18 protein-coding genes and 2 tRNA genes are annotated in these 17,358 nt (G+C 39.8%); 13 read left to right on the top strand and 7 right to left on the bottom strand.

The features are described from left to right. The first annotated feature begins 38 nt into the window (after positions 1-38). Genes DLD82_RS19445 through DLD82_RS07490 form a run of 5 tightly spaced genes read left to right on the top strand, consistent with a single transcriptional unit; the run spans position 39 to position 9,385 of the window. The gene (locus DLD82_RS19445) at positions 39-2,855 is read left to right on the top strand and encodes a TrlF family AAA-like ATPase (RefSeq protein WP_109940485.1); all 2,817 of its coding nucleotides are present in this window, start codon (positions 39-41) and stop codon (positions 2,853-2,855) included. Then, entirely contained in the window at positions 2,845-4,107 is a 1,263-nt protein-coding gene (locus tag DLD82_RS07505) for an ATP-binding protein (protein WP_219968311.1), read from the top strand. Before DLD82_RS19445 ends, DLD82_RS07505 begins: the two co-directional genes overlap by 11 nt. A 58-nt stretch (positions 4,108-4,165) precedes the next feature. Further along, positions 4,166-6,733 (top strand): DEAD/DEAH box helicase, encoded by a 2,568-nt coding sequence (locus DLD82_RS07500; RefSeq protein WP_109940483.1) that lies wholly within the window; start codon positions 4,166-4,168, stop codon positions 6,731-6,733. Next, positions 6,730-8,667: a BREX-3 system phosphatase PglZ gene (pglZ, locus tag DLD82_RS07495; RefSeq protein WP_109940482.1), complete on the top strand. Its 1,938-nt coding sequence runs from the start codon at positions 6,730-6,732 to the stop codon at positions 8,665-8,667. The genes DLD82_RS07500 and pglZ overlap by 4 nt, the downstream gene beginning before the upstream one ends. 4 nt (positions 8,668-8,671) lie before the next feature. Then, a complete protein-coding gene (locus tag DLD82_RS07490; RefSeq protein WP_146199726.1) occupies positions 8,672-9,385 on the top strand; it encodes a hypothetical protein in 714 nt (237 codons plus the stop codon). A gap of 9 nt (positions 9,386-9,394) precedes the next feature. Here the strand turns inward: DLD82_RS07490 and DLD82_RS07485 are convergent, their stop codons facing one another. The 3 genes from DLD82_RS07485 to DLD82_RS07475 form a co-directional block, all read right to left on the bottom strand. After that, positions 9,395-9,733, bottom strand: a complete 339-nt coding sequence (locus DLD82_RS07485; protein ID WP_109940480.1) for a hypothetical protein — start codon at positions 9,731-9,733, stop codon at positions 9,395-9,397. 33 nt (positions 9,734-9,766) lie between these two features. Next, positions 9,767-10,084 carry a hypothetical protein gene (locus DLD82_RS07480; protein WP_109940479.1) on the bottom strand — a complete coding sequence of 106 codons (318 nt, stop codon included), beginning with the start codon at positions 10,082-10,084 and terminating at the stop codon, positions 9,767-9,769. Positions 10,085-10,244: 160 nt separating this feature from the next. Further along, positions 10,245-10,529: a hypothetical protein gene (locus DLD82_RS07475; protein ID WP_109940478.1), complete on the bottom strand. Its 285-nt coding sequence runs from the start codon at positions 10,527-10,529 to the stop codon at positions 10,245-10,247. 413 nt (positions 10,530-10,942) lie between these two features. Between DLD82_RS07475 and DLD82_RS07470 the strand changes: the two genes are divergently transcribed. After that, positions 10,943-11,101 carry a hypothetical protein gene (locus DLD82_RS07470; RefSeq protein ID WP_181391310.1) on the top strand — a complete coding sequence of 53 codons (159 nt, stop codon included), beginning with the start codon at positions 10,943-10,945 and terminating at the stop codon, positions 11,099-11,101. 173 nt (positions 11,102-11,274) lie between these two features. Here the strand turns inward: DLD82_RS07470 and DLD82_RS07465 are convergent, their stop codons facing one another. Together DLD82_RS07465 and DLD82_RS18230 are read right to left on the bottom strand one after the other, a co-directional pair. Further along, the gene (locus DLD82_RS07465) at positions 11,275-11,583 is read right to left on the bottom strand and encodes a hypothetical protein (protein WP_109940476.1); all 309 of its coding nucleotides are present in this window, start codon (positions 11,581-11,583) and stop codon (positions 11,275-11,277) included. A 54-nt stretch (positions 11,584-11,637) separates the two neighbouring features. Beyond that, complete coding sequence (locus DLD82_RS18230; RefSeq protein ID WP_181391309.1) at positions 11,638-11,856, bottom strand: hypothetical protein; 219 nt, start codon at positions 11,854-11,856, stop codon at positions 11,638-11,640. Positions 11,857-12,106: 250 nt separating this feature from the next. On the opposite strand from DLD82_RS18230, the gene DLD82_RS07460 reads away from it, so the two are divergent. The 5 genes from DLD82_RS07460 to DLD82_RS18495 all read left to right on the top strand — a co-directional run bounded on the left by DLD82_RS07460 (position 12,107) and on the right by DLD82_RS18495 (position 14,324). Next, the gene (locus DLD82_RS07460) at positions 12,107-12,361 is read left to right on the top strand and encodes a type II toxin-antitoxin system HicB family antitoxin (protein WP_109940475.1); all 255 of its coding nucleotides are present in this window, start codon (positions 12,107-12,109) and stop codon (positions 12,359-12,361) included. An 876-nt stretch (positions 12,362-13,237) separates the two neighbouring features. Further along, complete coding sequence (locus DLD82_RS18500) at positions 13,238-13,381, top strand: hypothetical protein (RefSeq protein WP_181391308.1); 144 nt, start codon at positions 13,238-13,240, stop codon at positions 13,379-13,381. A gap of 112 nt (positions 13,382-13,493) precedes the next feature. After that, entirely contained in the window at positions 13,494-13,775 is a 282-nt protein-coding gene (locus tag DLD82_RS07450) for a hypothetical protein (RefSeq protein ID WP_109940473.1), read from the top strand. Beyond that, a complete protein-coding gene (locus DLD82_RS07445; RefSeq protein WP_109940472.1) occupies positions 13,776-14,045 on the top strand; it encodes a type II toxin-antitoxin system RelE family toxin in 270 nt (89 codons plus the stop codon). A 141-nt stretch (positions 14,046-14,186) separates the two neighbouring features. After that, positions 14,187-14,324 carry a hypothetical protein gene (locus DLD82_RS18495; protein ID WP_219968310.1) on the top strand — a complete coding sequence of 46 codons (138 nt, stop codon included), beginning with the start codon at positions 14,187-14,189 and terminating at the stop codon, positions 14,322-14,324. A gap of 382 nt (positions 14,325-14,706) precedes the next feature. Here the strand turns inward: DLD82_RS18495 and DLD82_RS07440 are convergent. Further along, positions 14,707-14,779, bottom strand: a tRNA-Glu gene (locus DLD82_RS07440). A gap of 101 nt (positions 14,780-14,880) precedes the next feature. On the opposite strand from DLD82_RS07440, the gene DLD82_RS07435 reads away from it, so the two are divergent. Beyond that, positions 14,881-15,993, top strand: a complete 1,113-nt coding sequence (locus tag DLD82_RS07435; protein WP_109940512.1) for an OBG GTPase family GTP-binding protein — start codon at positions 14,881-14,883, stop codon at positions 15,991-15,993. A gap of 101 nt (positions 15,994-16,094) precedes the next feature. Here the strand turns inward: DLD82_RS07435 and DLD82_RS07430 are convergent, their stop codons facing one another. Next, positions 16,095-17,207, bottom strand: a complete 1,113-nt coding sequence (locus DLD82_RS07430) for a tRNA (guanine(10)-N(2))-dimethyltransferase (RefSeq protein ID WP_109940471.1) — start codon at positions 17,205-17,207, stop codon at positions 16,095-16,097. Between the two features lie 58 nt (positions 17,208-17,265). On the opposite strand from DLD82_RS07430, the gene DLD82_RS07425 reads away from it, so the two are divergent. Further along, positions 17,266-17,340 (top strand) — tRNA-Arg (locus DLD82_RS07425). Positions 17,341-17,358: the final 18 nt, after the last annotated feature.

The following is a 17,358-nucleotide window of genomic DNA, read 5'->3' as shown; positions in this document are numbered from 1 at the left end:
ATCCTTGCAATTTCCTATACTATATAAATGGGGTCGAGATGATGGAAGATTCTGTTAATTACAGAAACTGGGCCGGGGCAAAATGGTGGCGATGTGATCTTCATACTCATACTCCCGCCTCTCTTGACTATGGTAATGGACCCGATAAAGAAAGATTTAATGCTATTACTCCTAGAGAATGGCTCCTTCTGTATATGCAGGCAGATATTGATTGCATTGCCATAACTGATCACAACTCCGGTGAATGGATATCTCAAATCCAGGATGCATATCAATCCCTTAAAAATGAAAATAATCCAGAATTTAGAGAAATATGTATTCTCCCTGGAGTAGAAATATCCGCAGATGGGATTCACCTATTGGGAATCTTTAGTCCGGAAAAGAGAAGTGAGATCATTTATCAACTCTTTGGGAAAATCAATTATGATGATCAAATTGGTGATCATAATGGAAGAACATTAAAATCAGTTGATGATGTTTGTAATGCTATAGCAGATTTAGGCGGTATCGCAATATTAGCCCACGTTGATACTCCAAAAGGAATTTTTCATCACTATATTGAACATAATCAGGTTATAGATGGAATATCTTTAGTAAAAAAATTGAGTAACCAAAATATACGTGCCATTGAGGTAAGGGATCTTCAGTCCACAAAACCTCCATTATATTATGATAATAAATTTTCATTCTCTGAAATTTTATGTTCTGATTCGCACATACCATATGGAAACCCAGAGGATAGGATCCCGGGAAGTTTTTATACCTGGATAAAGATGGGAAATACTCCCTCATTTGAGGGGTTATGCCTAGCTCTCCTTGATGGTAATGAATCAATAAAACGGTCAGATTCAGTCCAAACAGATCCAAATTACTATACCCAGAATTACATCCATTCAATAACTATCAAAGATGCCAAATATATTGGGAGAGGTTCTTCACTTACCCTTTCATTAAATCCGTGTTTGAATACCATCATTGGTGGAAGGGGTACTGGTAAATCCAGTATCATTGAATTTCTTCGTTTGGCATTACGGCGTGAAGATGAAATTAAACAATTAGAAGAGATATACGAGACACAAAAAAAATATTCAGCCGTCTCCAAAACTCGTGATGATGATGGATTAATTACTCAAAATTCTCATTTTTACGTTCAATTTTATAAAGATCAGTATTCGTACTGTATTCAATGGAACCCTGATGGAACAGTACCTTCAATTCAGGAAATTACCGGTGATGGGACAAGGAGAACCTCTGATGGTATTATCCCTGAACGATTTCCTGTTCGAATCTGCAGCCAAAAACAAATCTTTGAAATGGCAAAAAATCCACAAAGCATTCTGGAAATTATTGATAATGCCCCAGATAGTGGAATAATCGAGATCAGAGAAAAAATAGAGCAGGAAAAGTCGCGATATCTCTCTTTGCAATCATCTCTTCGGGAAATTTACAATCAGATAAAGGATGAATCTAAAGTTAAAGGTGAACTCGATGATATCACGAAGAGAATAGAAATATTTGAAACATCTGGATATGCAGATATATTAAAAAAATATCAGCAAGGACAAAGGATTCGCCGTGAATTATCTAATTGGGAAGAATCCTGGCAAAATAACAAAGATATTTTACTTAAAGTAGCCGATCGCATCCTCCCTTCAGATTTTAATGAATTGGAAGATAATCCACCAGATTTTGTAAAAGATATTATTGCAGTTACAAAAAGATTGGAAACAATTTCGGATATAATTAAGACTAATGCAAGTGAAATTGACTCGATTTGGGAAGATTGGACCCTATGTAAAGAAAAATCTGCATCTATCGCAGAAATTGCCGAAGATGAGAAAAAATATCATCAATTGATCTCCAATATGGCAGATTCAGGTGTAATTAATCCTTCTGACTACGGTTCTCTCATACAGAAGAAATATTATCTTGAACAATCACTCCTGGATATTTCAACAAGAAAAAAAACATACAGTAATGTAGAAAAAGAGGCGAAATCCTGTCTTAATAATTATTATACACTCAGAAAAAAACTTACTCAGCAGAGAATAATTTTTGCGAATGAGATATTGGGTAATAATCCTGTTGTCCGAATCATAATATCTCCATATAATGATAGAAAGAATGCTGAAGCAAATTTCAGGGAAGTTCTTGGAATTGAACCAGAAAAATTTGAAAAAGATATTGGTTCCATTGAGGATAATACAGGCCTATTCAAAGATCTGTATCCTCATAATCACAGAAATTGTGATTCCGATGATCTGGAAAACCATGTTTTACAGGGATTAGAACGAATCAAAAATGATATCCGGTTGATATATAATGGGAATGATACGAAGTCATTTGGATTATCTTTTCAAAAGCGACTTCAAAAAGTATCTCCAGAGCTGATTGATAGGCTTGATTGCTGGTTCCCTGAAGATGGAATAGAAATAGAATATCGAACAAGCACACGGGAAAGTTTTCGATCAATAAAAAAGGGTTCACCAGGACAGATGACTGCAGCGCTTCTTGCTTTTTTCTTATCGTATGGAAATGAACCCCTTATCCTTGACCAACCCGAAGATGATTTGGATAATCAATTAATATACACGCTTATCGTTTCACAAATTAAAGAGAAGAAAACCAACAGACAGATAATAATCGTCACACATAATCCAAACATTGTTGTAAATGGCGATGCAGAATTAGTTATTGCTTTGAAAATCAATACCAGTGGCCTGACAATTCCTTCCTGCAAAGATAGTCTGCAAAATCAAAAAGTAAGGGATGATATTTGCACCATAATGGAAGGTGGAAATGAAGCTCTTGAAAAAAGGTATAAGCGATTAACTGCAGGTGGCCATGATGTTTGATAGTCAGGAAGAACTTCAAAGGAAAATTTTTCTTGGTGAAGATAACTCCCTTGAATTGAAGGAAGTCAGATTTAGAGGTGAAAAAGTTGCTGGACCTTCAAGATCAGATCTTGCCGATGAGATCGCAGCCATTGCTAATACATCAGGTGCAGTCCTTGTATTGGGTGTAGATGATAAATCAAGAGAGATTATTGGGATTCCTATTGACAAATTAAATCTTGTTGAGGATTATGTCCGTGAAATTACGACAGACGTAATAAAACCTGCGGTAACTGTTCGCGTTTACCGAATGGAACTCCCAGATTCTACGGGAATAAAACGAGCGGTAATTAAGGTAGATATCCCTCGAAGTCTTTTTGTTCATAAAAGTCCTGGGGGTTATTTTTATCGACATGGAAGCTCTAAAAGGGAGATGGCACCAGATTTATTAGCTAGACTTTTTCAGCAACGAAGTCAGGCTAGAGTAATCCGTTTTGAAGAACAAAGCGTTCCAGGAACGGAATCACGAACCTTGAAACCCGATCTGTTAGAGAGATTCATACAAGGTATTGAAGGGGATCAGGAGACGACTTTATTAAAAAGAAATTTGCTGACAAAAGATGAAGATGGCATAATTCGTGCATCCGTTGCTGGTCTTCTCATGTGTAGTGATCATCCAGAAGAATACCTCCCCGGGGCTTTCATTGAGGCAGTAAGTTATAGGGGAGTTGATCAGGATTCAAATTATCAGGTTGATTCGAAACGAATCTTTGGCCCCCTTGATCACCAGATACAGGATGCTATAATTTTTTTTAAAAGAAATAACTATATCAGCGCAAAAAAAGTCCCGGAAAGAATAGATTATCCTCGTTTTAGTGATATTGCAGTTTTTGAAGCCATTGTAAACGCAATTGCTCATCGTGATTATTCGATATCAGGATCTAAAATCAGATTTTTCATATTTAGTGACCGTTTAGAGATTTATTCTCCAGGAGCACTACCCAATACCCTGACTATTGAAGGTCTTGCCTTCAGACAAGTTACTCGAAATGAATTAATTACTAAATTACTTTCAGAATGTACAATAGATGAACCGGGAGTTCCAGGTCGAAAGCATTTCATGGAAAAACGAGGAGAAGGGGTTCCATTAATTATAAAAGAAAGTAAAAAACTTTCAAAAATTGAACCAAAATATGCCCTCATCGATAATAGTGAGTTATTATTAACCATCTATGCAGCTTCAGAACCTGAAATTTCAATAGATGATGAGTAATGTATAATTTATTTCTTTTTTCCATTTTTTAAAAAAATTATGAACACATGGAAAAATTATGGAAAATGAGAAAATAATTCCGGGCTCATGGTTATACTCATCAGATGATCATCAATCCATCCAGATAATATCTCTAATACAACAGGGGAAATACCGGGTATGGATTCCTTCGACTGATACCGTAGCTATCAGAGAGAATACTTCCCTGAGTGATATCCCTTCCAATTATTGGGTGAAGGAGCGTATCATTGGAATTTCTGCATCAGAAAAATTAAGGGATATTATTCAAAAAGAACCATTGATTTCACCTTTCTCTTCACGAATACTTCCTCTCCCGCATCAATTATATGCTTTGGCTAGAGCATATGCATCCCCCAGGGTTCGATTTCTATTAGCTGACGAAGTTGGTCTTGGAAAAACAATTGAAGCCGGCCTGATAATGCAGGAACTAAAGGTCAGAGGAAAAATATCAAAGATATTAATCGTTGCCCCTGCTGGTCTTATCAGGCAATGGAGATCGGAACTATCTGAAAAATTTGATGAGGATTTTACTATTGTAATTCCTGGAGAAACCGCTGAAGCCTCCCCAGAAGCATGGATGCGGTACAATCAGATTATTACTTCTATTGATGTTATCAAGCCAATAGAAGAAAGAAAAGGATGGACTCCAGAAGAATGTGATCAGTATAATCGTGCCAGATTTTTGGCTGTTACTTCTATTGATTGGGACCTTGTTATCATCGATGAAGCCCATAAAACGGGAGGGACATCTGAACTGGTTGCTCGATATAAATTAGCAAAAACTCTCACCGAAAAAACAGAACATCTTCTTTTATTATCTGCTACACCGCACCAGGGGAAGACGGACGCCTTTCTTCGATTAATGGGTCATTTGGATCCGAAACGATTCAGATCGGCTCAGGAAGTAGAACGAGAAGTCGTATCAGAATACGTTATTCGGACTGAAAAACGAAATGCAATAGATGCAGAAGGGAAGCAATTATTCAGAAAACGACACGCCCAAACAATTGCTGTCTCTCTCAAGGAATCGCCCCTCCAGCATGAGTTGTATAATGCCGTAACCTTTTACGTAAAATACTGGTACGACTATGCAAAACGAGAAAAAAGAACCGGAATCGGATTTCTCATGGTTCTTATGCAGAGGCTCGTTTCTTCAAGCACTCAAGCAATTTTAGAGACAATGCGTCGTCGCTCATTAGTCGTTGAATCATCATTAGTATCGTGCTCTTATTCTCCAAAAGATTTGGAACAAATGCTTGAGACCGATACCCAGGAATTACTTGAATATCTACTTCAAACTTCTCCCTCTCCTCTTACCGAAGAATATGAACAGATTCAAAAGATTTTAGCCATCGCTGAACGTTGCACCCGGACAGGACCAGACATCAGGGCTGAATCCTTAGAAGCTATCTTAAGAGAGATTATTTCCCGGGAATCTGATTCCAGGGTTAAATTTCTTATTTTCACTGAGTTTGTAGCAACCCAAATGATGCTGAAAGAGTACTTAGAGAAACGAGGATTTTCAGTAATCTGTCTTAATGGGAGTATGGATATTGAGGAACGACAGATATCACTACGTCTCTTTTCTGAAAAAATACAGATCCTCATTTCCACTGAGGCCGGAGGAGAAGGACTCAACCTGCAATTCTGTCATATAGTAATTAATTATGATCTTCCCTGGAACCCGATGAGAGTTGAACAGAGAATCGGCCGTGTGGATAGGATTGGTCAGAATCGCGATGTTGAAGTATATAACTTAGTATACAAGGATACTGTTGATGAGCGGGTTTGGGAAGTCTTAAACAAAAAACTCTGGATTATTTTACAAGAACTTGGATTTGATAAATTATCAGATATTCTTGATTCATCAGAAGCAGAACAGAATTTTGATGATCTTTATATAAATGCGCTGTTAAATCCCGGTGAATTACAACAGAAAATTGACCGGCTACTTAATATTATAAAAAGTAGGGCCAACCAAGAACGGGGATACTGGGATGTGATTATCAGTGATCAAGAACTTTCCCCAGAACAGGCTTATGATTTAATGCACCATCCTCTTCCGTATTGGCTTTCTCAAATGGTTCACAACCTTGTCCCATTATCCGGAGGGAAGATAGGATCAGACCTATTTGGATATCAGGTTCTTTGGCCAGATGGATCAAAAAATTATAACTTAGTTTTTGATTTTGACGAGGCACAAGATCCTCATTCACAATTGGCAACTTTAAAAACCCCTCAAATCCAGAAAATCCTGTCCGAAATTGTAAGAGTAACAGAAACCTGTGATATCCCAATAATTCAATTAGAAGGAATAGGATCGGTAAAAGGGACTTTCGGTTTATATCATTTGAGAAATTCATCCGGAAATATTCAGGTATTGCCCATATTCCTCGATTATCAAAATAGGCTTTTTCAAACAACAGCATTCAAAATATGGGAGATCCTGGGAAGAGGAACATTTCAGATATCTGGGATGACGCAGTTTAAAGAGGCAATTTATTTAAACCTGATGAATTCAGTTGAACAATTCTGTTCAAATAATGTAGATAGTACTTCTGAAAAGTATCCAGTATTGTTACTTGCAGTTGGAGACACTGCATGAAATCATTACCTGATGCAGTATTAGAAAAAATAAAGTACTCACGCCATAGGTTTATTTTTGTATATGATCCAGACCAATTACTCCTCGTTGAATCGATTCAAAGGGAGATAATTTCACTGAATTATCAATTTTTTCAATTTTTTGATCCATTTTCATTTAGACTTTGGTATGAATCAGAAATTCGCCCAAATCTCTATAATTCTGATCATTCCTTCCACTTTATTGTCAGAATAGAAATTCCCATACCTGAAATTCCGTATGATATCTTCATTCATGCAGAAACATATGAGGTAGGATTAGCTAGTATTTTCGATAAATTGTCCACTCCAGTAGTAAAAAATTTAGATGTATCATTACTTGAACAATTTTACGAATCATATCAGACATTTCTACCCCAAAAAAGACTTGGTTCTAATGAAACAACAGAATTAATTCTTCGGCTAGTCTTTTCGATAAACATTGATGCGATTAATACAATTGAAGATCTCTTTGAAAATCTTATAAGAATTCATTATAAACGGATATATCTTCCTTCAGATTATTCAGAATATATACTTCAAAAATTAGAGACTAAAAAATTTTCAGAAGTTGATGGCATAGACATATTTGATTATTCTTCTTTTATTGATCATTTGCAGGTTCTATGGAATCAATATCTTGATTCGGTTATTAATGGTGAAAGACCTAAAATATTTCTTGAAAAAACAGAAATATGGGTATATTTAGATTCGATGATTATTGAAGGGATAATAAGACCTGTTTCATCCCAATCGATCGAGAATCTTCCACCACGATTAAGAATCGGTGTTGCTCATGATTCAGCTGAAACATTAGAGAACAGATTTCTTGACCTTTTACATCGGACTGTATCATTGGCAAATATTGCAAACCATTATTCTGATTGGCAAAAAATTTGCTCTATATGGGCTGACATTCTAAATTTAAGAATGAAGGTTCAAAATCAAAAACACATTGAGAAATTTAATGCTGTCCAATCAAATGTTGAAGAATTATTTCTCCATTGGATTCAAAAATCATACCCATTAATCCTTAATGCCCCATATCTTCCTGAACCAGTTATGGTTCATCATATTCTTCCATATATTAAATCAAAACGGAAGAATGGTGACAAAATCGCTCTGATTGTAATAGATGGATTAGCATATTATGAATGGGAACTAATTCAAAAAGAAATTTTAAAAAATGATAACCCTAAAATTATTCCAGTATTCGCCCATATACCCACATTAACATCGATATCAAGAAAAAGTATTTTCTCTGGAGTTCCTCCATTTTATCTATTTGAGAATAGTGATCATCAATCAAATTCTATAAATGATATTACACAAAGTAAAGAGAGAAATTTATGGATCAATTATTGGTCCTCATCTGAACCGAGAGGAACAAGGATTTCTCATTTCACAGGAATTCGTTTAAAAGATATTACTGATCAATCAAAAATTCAAGAGATTTATCAATCTGACATTGTTGGATTAGTAATTAATACCATTGACGAGTTCATTCATGAAGAAAATTTTTCATACACTCTTATGCCAAAGAAAATTCGTGAATGGTTAGATCAAGGATTTGTCTCTCAATTTTTTAACACCCTGCAAGATAGAGGCTTTAATATCTTTATCACATCAGATCATGGTCATATTTTAGCCCAAGGGATTGGAGATTATAATGAAGGTGAATTATTAACAGAAAATAGTAAGCGGGCTAAAATATTTAAAGACAAGGCATTCCAATCAAGAGGACTGAGTAAATTAGATGAACAAATTATTTGGCCATCATCAAATTTCAACAATTTTTTATTTCCTTTGTTAATGTCGGGAACCAGGTCATATGATAAAAAAAATCATTCCTCTCTTTGTCATGGCGGTATTTCTATTGAAGAAGTATTAGTTCCGTTTATTGAAATCCTTCGGTGAGAATGTGAAGAAAAAACAGATTGGATATGATCGAAAAATCCCACATGATTTGATTGATCTTACAGCAGATCATTACTGCAAAACAAAGGACCTAGATCTAACCCGAAAATTTCTTCATGAGTTTCTTTCAGAAAAATATCCAAATGAGGCAGGTAGAAAAAAAATCATAACAATATTACTTCGTATATGGATTAGAGTCCCAGATGATGATAAACAATTGAGGGATTATGCATGTAATTTATTAAAAAATATCCGAACTAAAGACCGTATATGGCTTCATTATGGACTGTTAATTCTTGCTTATCCCTTTGTATGTGATATAGTGAGAATTCTCTCAACCAAATTAGGGTTTTATGACGAAGTAAGTTCACCGATGATATATAATGAATTAAAAAACACATGGGGTGAACGTTCTTGTGTTCAAAAACAAACTTGTCTTGTTCCATTGACATTATTCGAATGGAATCTCTTACAGAGAAAAAAATACAAGTACTCGAAAGAAAATCTGCTATCCAGCAATAATAGGGAACTCCAATTGTGGCTATTAGCAACTCTTATCAAAGCAAATAGTAATCCTGTAGAAATTTCTAAGATTATTGATTTACTGATAGCATTTCCTTTCTCTTTCTCCATCACGATGGATGACATTGCCCGGAGTGAATTTTTTACAACTCATTCATCAGGATCGGGTAGGATTGTTGTTTCATTCAAAAGCTAAGTAAAAATATCACATCAATTTTACCCCAAACACCGCCCCTTTCTTCTCCTTCCCCTCCAGTACCTGCTTCACCCTCCGGCCCGGAGCAACATACAACCGCTCCTGGATCACCATCTTCACTCCCTTTCCACTCCCGGACAGGCTCATCATCCCGACTGTTCCCCCATCCAGGTCCCGGATCACCTCATCCCCTAACCGGAGAAGAACCAGGATCTCCCAGGATCTCCTCACCTGATACGTTCCCATACCATCCAAGTATCTCACAATATTCTCCCCTTCAATCCGAAACCGGCCGACCTTCTCCAGGGAACGGGACGAACGCTCACGAAAAACCGCAAACTTTCCCACAACACACCTCCGGAGGAGAAGAACCCCTTCCGGTCAGGCCATTACAGCCTCCGGTCTGAATAAACCCGGAAATTTCTTTTCTCTCCTCTTCTGCAGGATCTTCTCACGGTTCCGATGATAATATGCCCGTGATTTCTTCCGGTGTCGGAAGACCTGGTATTCATTCCGGACCAGCCGGAGGGCATCAGCAAGCTGCACAGGCCTCCTCCAGCGGACAGACCCTCTGTATGCCATCCTCCTCACCCGGGAGTACCGGTCACAGGCCAGACAGTTCATCTGCCAGCGGCGGAGCGGGCATTGTTCAAGGGTATGGGGACAATAAATACTCCGGAAGACAAAAGAACGGTCCACGGCCAGGGGAGTGATCAGATTCTCACCTATGACTCGCAGAGCTGGGAATAGCAGGTCTCACACATCCTGAAATTATCACCCGGATCCTGCCAGGCAATCGCATCTCCATGACAGATATCACCGCTGTTTAGCCCCGGCCCATCTCTCCAGCCGGGTGAGATCAATAATGCCGGGAATGGTCCAAAGCTGGCTGGACTGCATCGTCAACTCCGATGGTAACAGACCTTTCAGAGCGTAACAGGTTGGGTCTTCCCCTTCGTTCGTTCCGGGTAATAGGCCTACTTATTCCCGCAGATAATACACGATTTCTTGTCAGGCCAGCCATCCACCGATATGAATTCTTCCGGGTTGATACCCGGATCGTAACCCTTCCCAAATGAGCGGAGTCACCCTTACTCTGGTGGGTGGTTGCAGCAGCCGGCGGCAGAATCCCGCTAACATTCATGGGCTATAGCGTGCAGGATTAGGGTATCGGCCGCTAAAATTTCTTAATGGTATGCCAGACAGATGAGATTGAACGATGTCATAATCGAGGGATAGAAAAGAAATATTAATTCTACTCCTTTTCCATGTATTAGTAATGGAAGCTGAACTGGACCCACGGGAGAATATCGGTAAGCCATACGAGCGGGGTATGTGACCGTATGGTGGGGGAGTTGGGCGGGGTGGCCTCATTTCTTTTGTAGTTACGAAAGAAGAATTTGATGAGAAAATGCGTAGACTCAAATCTATTAAATGGTAAAGTCTGCTTTTCTAGATACCTGTATCTTTTTTGAATGTGCTTTGAATTCAAAAAATAAAACCATATTGAATCACGCAGCGAATATTAATTTTCCCCTTGTAACATCGATAACCGTAATGGGAGAAGCTATTGATCAGATGAGAAAACAATCTGATCGCTCTCGTCTAATATCATCACTGGTCCGTTCTTTTGATGAATGGAATATCACCTCTTTGTACCCTGATCCCGCAGTTGTAGAGATTTGTTATCGGCTCGCAACAGAAGGGGTGGATTAACGGGTAGAGAACACGGATCGGGTTCATCTGATATACGCTCTTGCATATGGATGCGATTTGTTTATCACTTCAGATAAGAATCGGATAAAATATCGGGTTCCCAAAAATCTGGAAGATGCAGGATTTGTGAAACCGAACACTATCACCCTTGAAGAATTCAAAGAACATCTGAACTAATTTCTTATTTGGAAGATTGCAGAGCATCGTGACTCAGTATGCACGTCTTCACATCCGGGAGTATTCGATTCAAACCAGGGTAGTTCATCTGCCATTGGTGAAGCGAGCTTAGCCCGAGAGTATGGGGCAATAGAGACTCCGGAAGACGGGTGACCGGTCCAGAGCCAGGGGAGTAATAACGTTCTCACCTCTGACTCACATAGCTGGGAATAGCAGGTCTCACACATCCCGAAGTGATCACCCGAATCCTGCCAGGCGATCGCATCTCCATCACAGATATCACCGCGAGTTAAGAACCGGTCCATCTCTCCAGTCGGGTGAGATCAATAATGCCGGGAATGGTCCAAAGCTGGCTGGATTTAATCGTCAATTCCGGTGGAAAAAAACCTTACAGAGCGTAACAGGTTGGGTCTTCCCTTTCGTTCGTTCCGGATAATGGGTCGGCCTTCTCCCGCAGACGATACACGTTTTCTTGTCAGGCCAGCCATCCACCGGTCTGAATTCTTCCGGGTTGATCGCCCGGATCGAAACCTTCCCCGGATGAACTGAGTCTCCCTTCTACAGGCGGATGGTTGCATCAACCAGCGACAAAACCTCGCTGTCATTCGGTGCCTGCTCAATAATTAGGAAGAGAAACGGTGGAAGAGTGGCAATTTGGAAAGGTCTCCTGAAACTCCGGGTCATGAATAAGTTTTACAGACCTGGCCTATTATCTAAATTCGCACAACACTTTCTAACAAGAATTTAATCACGAAAAAAATAGAGTAAACAACGAATTTGCGACTCAAAAGTTTTTCATGAAGTCCGCACATACTCTCAAATACATCGATGAATCAGATTCAATATCGGATACTCCTTAGGAGAGAACCGGAAGGGGGATTCACGGTAACTGTCCCACTCCTTCCAGGCTGTGTAACATGGGGAGATACTCTTGATGAGGCTATAGGAAATGCCAAAGAGGCTATTGAGTTATATCTTGAAAGCCTAACCGCTCATGGGGAGGAAATACCATCTGAAAGAAATGTCCTTGAATATCTATTAACAATCTCTGAAAATGAGCAAATTGCCACGTCTCACCCCTAAACAAATCATCAGCATTTCTATCATGCAGGAATCAGGTTAGACCGGTCTAAAGGGGAGTCACCACATATTTATTCATCATGATTCCGGCCGCATGGTCATTGTTGCAGTTCACCCTTGACGTGAGATCCCGAAAGGAACCCTTTTAGAAATCCTAAAGCAGGCTGGAATCTCAAGAGAAGATCTTGAATAATAATCCGACAGAATCAATAATAGTAACAAAAGAATTCTTTGTCCAATATACTCTTACTACGGACCAATAGAAAAATGGAGAGCATTTATATTTTCTATCTCTACAATCAGGTCATATCGTTATAGATTTTTCGTTTTGTGATTTAATAATTAAATTTATCGCCCATTCTACGGTTTCTCTGATATCATTATCCGGATGCTCTTTTGGATGAGAATTTTTTTCAATAACAGAAATATCTCAGCTATTGGCGAGAACATTCAATATTCCAACTAATTCCTGGGCACTTTCAGAATGGATGTGAGGCATGAGTTCATGTACTGGCATAGGATTCATCCTTGTTAATGAGGAAAAATACCTCATCAAAGACCTCATCATCCGGATGATTGAAAAGAGGAATAATAGAGCATTAGACGAGTATGTTTAATGCACTGACGAACATATTAGAGTTCAGGTCAATTTCGGGCTTTTATTCCCGGAAGGAATCAACCGTACTGGAAAAGACCGTAATAACGGGCGCAATCACAAAGTCCGAGTATTCTCTTATTGTTCAATACCTTGCAAAAATAACTACACGGTATCATTTTTCGAAGGCCCGGTAGCTTAAACTCGGTTCCACCTAACTCGGATGGAGAAAGAATAAGCTGATTGAGATAGAATGTCAGGATCTCACGAAGGGAGATCAATACATGGCCATCAATCTCCTGAGCAAGGCCTCAAACCAGAAAGGTCGGGATTTTTCCAAGAATACGAAACACGATTGCATTGTCATTTTAAAACGGTTACTCATCTGGATGAAGAAAAATACTTCGGAGATGCACTTCCTGACATGATAGAAACGATTACTCATATTAATGAAATATCACAAAAAATACGATAAATCTTATCCAACTTTTACTGAAAACTGATAGAGACTATATGATACATTGGGGATAATAAATTATTATGACCGTCACCGTATCCCTGAGCGAATCAGATTACAAGCTTGTTCAAATACTGAAAGCTCGTGACGATGCATCATCTGATAGTGAAGTCCTTCATAAATGCCTAATAAGTGCTATCGACCCGACAGAAGCGGAAATCATCGCTGAACTCATGGAACAAGCGAACGAACTGGAAGAACCTATTGATGAAAGGACTATGGAAGGGATTCGCAGGGGACTCGAAGATATGAAACATGGAAGATACCGTTCTCTGGATGTAATTTCCAAAGAAATGGGGATCTGATTGCATTACCGCGTCTTTTTTTCCGATGAAGCGGAATTAAATCTAAAACGGCTTCAGCGGGATGTAGCCATCAGAATTCGAGATAAAATAAAGTGGCTTGAAAAGGTAAACAATCCCAGAAAATATCTCCGGAAAGTTGAAGGAATACCAGACGTTCCGACATATCGATACCGGATCGGAGACTATCGAGCGTTTCTTACTTTCGAAGATGACAAACTCATCATCATCGTTATCGAAATCGGCAAGCGGGAAAATATTTACTCTAAATAATTTTGTTTTTTGAACAATAATTTCTTGGCCCTTACAAAGATAGGACTAAGGGCAGGGAAGAAAAACCATGTCCGCAAAGTCTCTTACTGAATAGAGGAAGGATAAAGAGCAGTTTCTATTCCTTATATATTAATGGATTATATGAGACTATTGCAGCAGGTACATGCAGTATATCAACAAAATGTTGCGGCGTTAAACCTGGCTGATATTATCACGAGACTACTCGGGGGAGCGACGACTGGTATCATACCATACCGAATCAACCAGGTCACAAGTTGAGGCACTACTCTCAACAACAAAGTCTTTGATTTTCCAACCGGTACCACCAAAAAGCATACACAACAAAAATGATCCCCTACCACTCAAACGACCCATATACTCTTGAAGGTGAAACTATGAGCCGCGAACTGAAAAACCTCACCAATTTTCTCCGAGACGGCAAGAACGAGAAAACGTTGACCGTCAAGTACACAACCGGGAACAAAGTAGGATTTCCGATTCCGGCATAAATCATGAGATCGATTTAATAAACGGCTCACAATCATCTTTTGTGGGCTAAGTGGTATGATTATGTAGTTACTAATGATCTGAATAATAACCGGATAAGAAATTAGTTAAATTTTCTACGAAAACAAGAACGGACTTTGATTGTCCCTTATAGTGCTGATATGGGGATTTGAACCCCAGTCGCAGGAGTGAGAGTCCTGCATGATTGACCCCTACACTATATCAGCCGTGCCTCTAAATGTTAGCACTTTACTCATATAAACAAACCGGTTTTTTTCAATTCGATCCCAAGGATATATCTCTCACAGAGAGGAACTTATTAGGATACATGGCAGGTATTGAGGATCAAATCAAGGAAATAGAGGACGAGATCCAGAATACCGTATATAATAAAGCAACTTCAAAGCATATCGGACGGCTCAAGGCAAAACTTGCCAAGATGAAAGAAGACGCCGTCAATCGTGCAATGAAAGCCGGAGGTGGCGGTGAAGGATATGCCGTCAAAAAATCCGGTGATGCTACGGTGGTTCTTGTCGGTTTTCCTTCTACAGGTAAATCCACGCTCCTGAATGTGCTCACGGGGACTGAAAGTGAGACTGGAGCATATGCGTTCACAACCCTGACAGTGGTTCCCGGCGCTCTTGAACATAAAGGCGCAAAGATACAACTTCTGGATATCCCCGGGCTTATTGCAGGTGCCGCAATGGGAAAAGGAAGAGGAAAAGAAGTCATTGCTGTTGTCAGGAATGCCGATATGATCGTCCTTTTAGTAGACGTTTTCAATGAAAAGCATGTTGATGTCCTCTTTCGTGAACTCTATGATGCCGGAATAAGAGTCAATGTACCAAGACCGGATATCACTATTAAAAAAACCTCACGCGGAGGTGTCAGATTAAATGCGGTTGGATCACTGGATCTGGATATTGAAGAAGTTCGTTCAATCCTGACAGAAAACCGGATAGCAAGTGCTGATATCCTCATCAGAGGAAATGCAACACAGGATGACCTCATTGATGCAATAATGGGAAGCAGAGTATATGTTCCGGCAATAATTGCCGTAAACAAGGTAGACCTTATTGATGAAGCAGACCGAAAGAAGATCGAAGAGGATCTTACTGAGCGGTTTGGACAAAACCCGCTTATGATATCTGCAGCAACCGGATACCATATGGAGGAATTAAAGGATGCTGTGTACGATGCCCTTGGGTTCATCAGGATATTCCTCAAACCACAATCAGGACCTGCGGATCTGGACGAACCACTCATCATGAGAACCGGTTCAAAAATTGAAGATGTCTGCCGGAAACTTCATCGTGACTTTGTTGATAAATTCAGATATGCACGAATCTGGGGAACATCCGTCAAGCATGAGGCACAACGGGTAGGTATTGCACATAGCCTTGCAGATGAGGATATCCTACAAATCATCATCGAACGATAATTATCCGATACCAATACAGAATTACAGAAGGGATATCAGCATAATCTGTGCTGATATGTTCATTCCAAAGCCAAGTTACCCTTTTTTCTCTCTAAACCGGGTCAGGGACTAAGACATTCCCTGATTTCATCCAACGGTGCATCGGTCTTAATACCATACCCTGAATAATGGACCCGGCCAGCATGGTACCCTTTATCCCTCAGACGGTTAAGCAGCACATCAATCGGTCCGGGTGAAAGGCGATAAAACTTCCCAAGTTTATGATAGTCATAACTAAAGGAGATATCAGGCTCATCCCTGCACACCGGTAACAATTTTGAAAGTCCTGCCTTATCTCCGGCTACAAATGTATCAGCATCCATTATCATTCCGGCAAGAATATCCGGATCATGGATTGAACCGGTCCAGAGTGGTCCGGTGGGTGTTAGTGGTACTCCACAAAAGGGGCAGGTGTGGACCCCGGGAAAAAATCTCTGTTCTTCCATCCGATACGGACATTTCGGACACTGGTGAATATACCCAAGCTGTGCAATACTCTTGTCTGCAGCTGATGCACTACTTTTCAGCTGGAGATGAAGCCTGACAAAATGTTCGTGAGCATAACAGAAAAGCGGACTCACTCCTTTGTCATATACTGCTGCATGTCTGGCAACATTACCCAGAAGAATGCGAAGACCCACTTCGGTATGGTATTCAGTATTGAGCGGTCGTGCCATGTACCGTCTGATGCCTGCTTTTAAATGAGCACCACATAGAGGTGCTGTGTCGGTTGCTGTGACACCAAGATACTTTCCGGAAGACCGTATTGCTGCATCAATAAATGGTGCCGGAGTCCCAAAGGGATCCAGATCTACAAACCCGAATTTTTCATCCGACATCAGACTGTTTGCATCCCGACAGGTTATCCGGGCATCAAGGTCCAGGGCTTTCACATTATGCGTGATGAGATCAATTGCAAGTGGATCTTTATCATTGAGAGTTATCGGAACGCCTGTTTCATATCCTACCCGAAGACCACGAATACCGGAAGCTGCCATGGCATCAAGGTAGGAATGCGGAGTTGTCTGCCTTATAACAAGAACAGTAGTATCCCGGTTCAGCGCCATTCGGGAGTTGTAAAAGACCGGCGCCGTTCCGGGAGGAAAGGGTACGTCAGGATTCTGGCAGGGCACAGCAATCGTGGTCCTGCCTTCCGTGACCTGGGTGAGGTCCATTCCGCTAAAAATGGCGTTCGATAGTCTTATACCTATCCCTGCTCCATATAGTGGGGAAGGACGTGTGGCCTAGTCAGGATATGGCGTCAGCTTCCTAAGCTGAATGCCGGGGGTTCAAATCCCTCCACGTCCGTATCACTTTTTTGAAACA

It is taken from the genome of Methanospirillum stamsii, assembly GCF_003173335.1.
In the GTDB taxonomy this organism is placed as follows: Archaea; Halobacteriota; Methanomicrobia; order Methanomicrobiales; family Methanospirillaceae; genus Methanospirillum; species Methanospirillum stamsii.
This window is presented reverse-complemented; position numbering and strand designations above follow the sequence as displayed.

What these genes read in the sequence shown, in the direction of transcription:
- DLD82_RS19445 (WP_109940485.1), top strand. Translation starts at nt 39, where the DNA reads ATGATGGAAGATTCTGTTAATTACAGAAACTGGGCCGGGGCAAAATGG.
- DLD82_RS07505 (WP_219968311.1), top strand. Translation starts at nt 2,845, where the DNA reads ATGATGTTTGATAGTCAGGAAGAACTTCAAAGGAAAATTTTTCTTGGT.
- DLD82_RS07500 (WP_109940483.1), top strand. Translation starts at nt 4,166, where the DNA reads ATGGAAAATGAGAAAATAATTCCGGGCTCATGGTTATACTCATCAGAT.
- pglZ (WP_109940482.1), top strand. Translation starts at nt 6,730, where the DNA reads ATGAAATCATTACCTGATGCAGTATTAGAAAAAATAAAGTACTCACGC.
- DLD82_RS07475 (WP_109940478.1), bottom strand. Translation starts at nt 10,529, where the DNA reads ATGAATGTTAGCGGGATTCTGCCGCCGGCTGCTGCAACCACCCACCAG.
- DLD82_RS07470 (WP_181391310.1), top strand. Translation starts at nt 10,943, where the DNA reads ATGGGAGAAGCTATTGATCAGATGAGAAAACAATCTGATCGCTCTCGT.
- DLD82_RS07465 (WP_109940476.1), bottom strand. Translation starts at nt 11,583, where the DNA reads ATGGACCGGTTCTTAACTCGCGGTGATATCTGTGATGGAGATGCGATC.
- DLD82_RS18230 (WP_181391309.1), bottom strand. Translation starts at nt 11,856, where the DNA reads ATGCAACCATCCGCCTGTAGAAGGGAGACTCAGTTCATCCGGGGAAGG.
- DLD82_RS07460 (WP_109940475.1), top strand. Translation starts at nt 12,107, where the DNA reads ATGAATCAGATTCAATATCGGATACTCCTTAGGAGAGAACCGGAAGGG.
- DLD82_RS18500 (WP_181391308.1), top strand. Translation starts at nt 13,238, where the DNA reads ATGGCCATCAATCTCCTGAGCAAGGCCTCAAACCAGAAAGGTCGGGAT.
- DLD82_RS07450 (WP_109940473.1), top strand. Translation starts at nt 13,494, where the DNA reads ATGACCGTCACCGTATCCCTGAGCGAATCAGATTACAAGCTTGTTCAA.
- DLD82_RS18495 (WP_219968310.1), top strand. Translation starts at nt 14,187, where the DNA reads ATGAGACTATTGCAGCAGGTACATGCAGTATATCAACAAAATGTTGCG.
- DLD82_RS07435 (WP_109940512.1), top strand. Translation starts at nt 14,881, where the DNA reads ATGGCAGGTATTGAGGATCAAATCAAGGAAATAGAGGACGAGATCCAG.
- DLD82_RS07430 (WP_109940471.1), bottom strand. Translation starts at nt 17,207, where the DNA reads ATGGACCTCACCCAGGTCACGGAAGGCAGGACCACGATTGCTGTGCCC.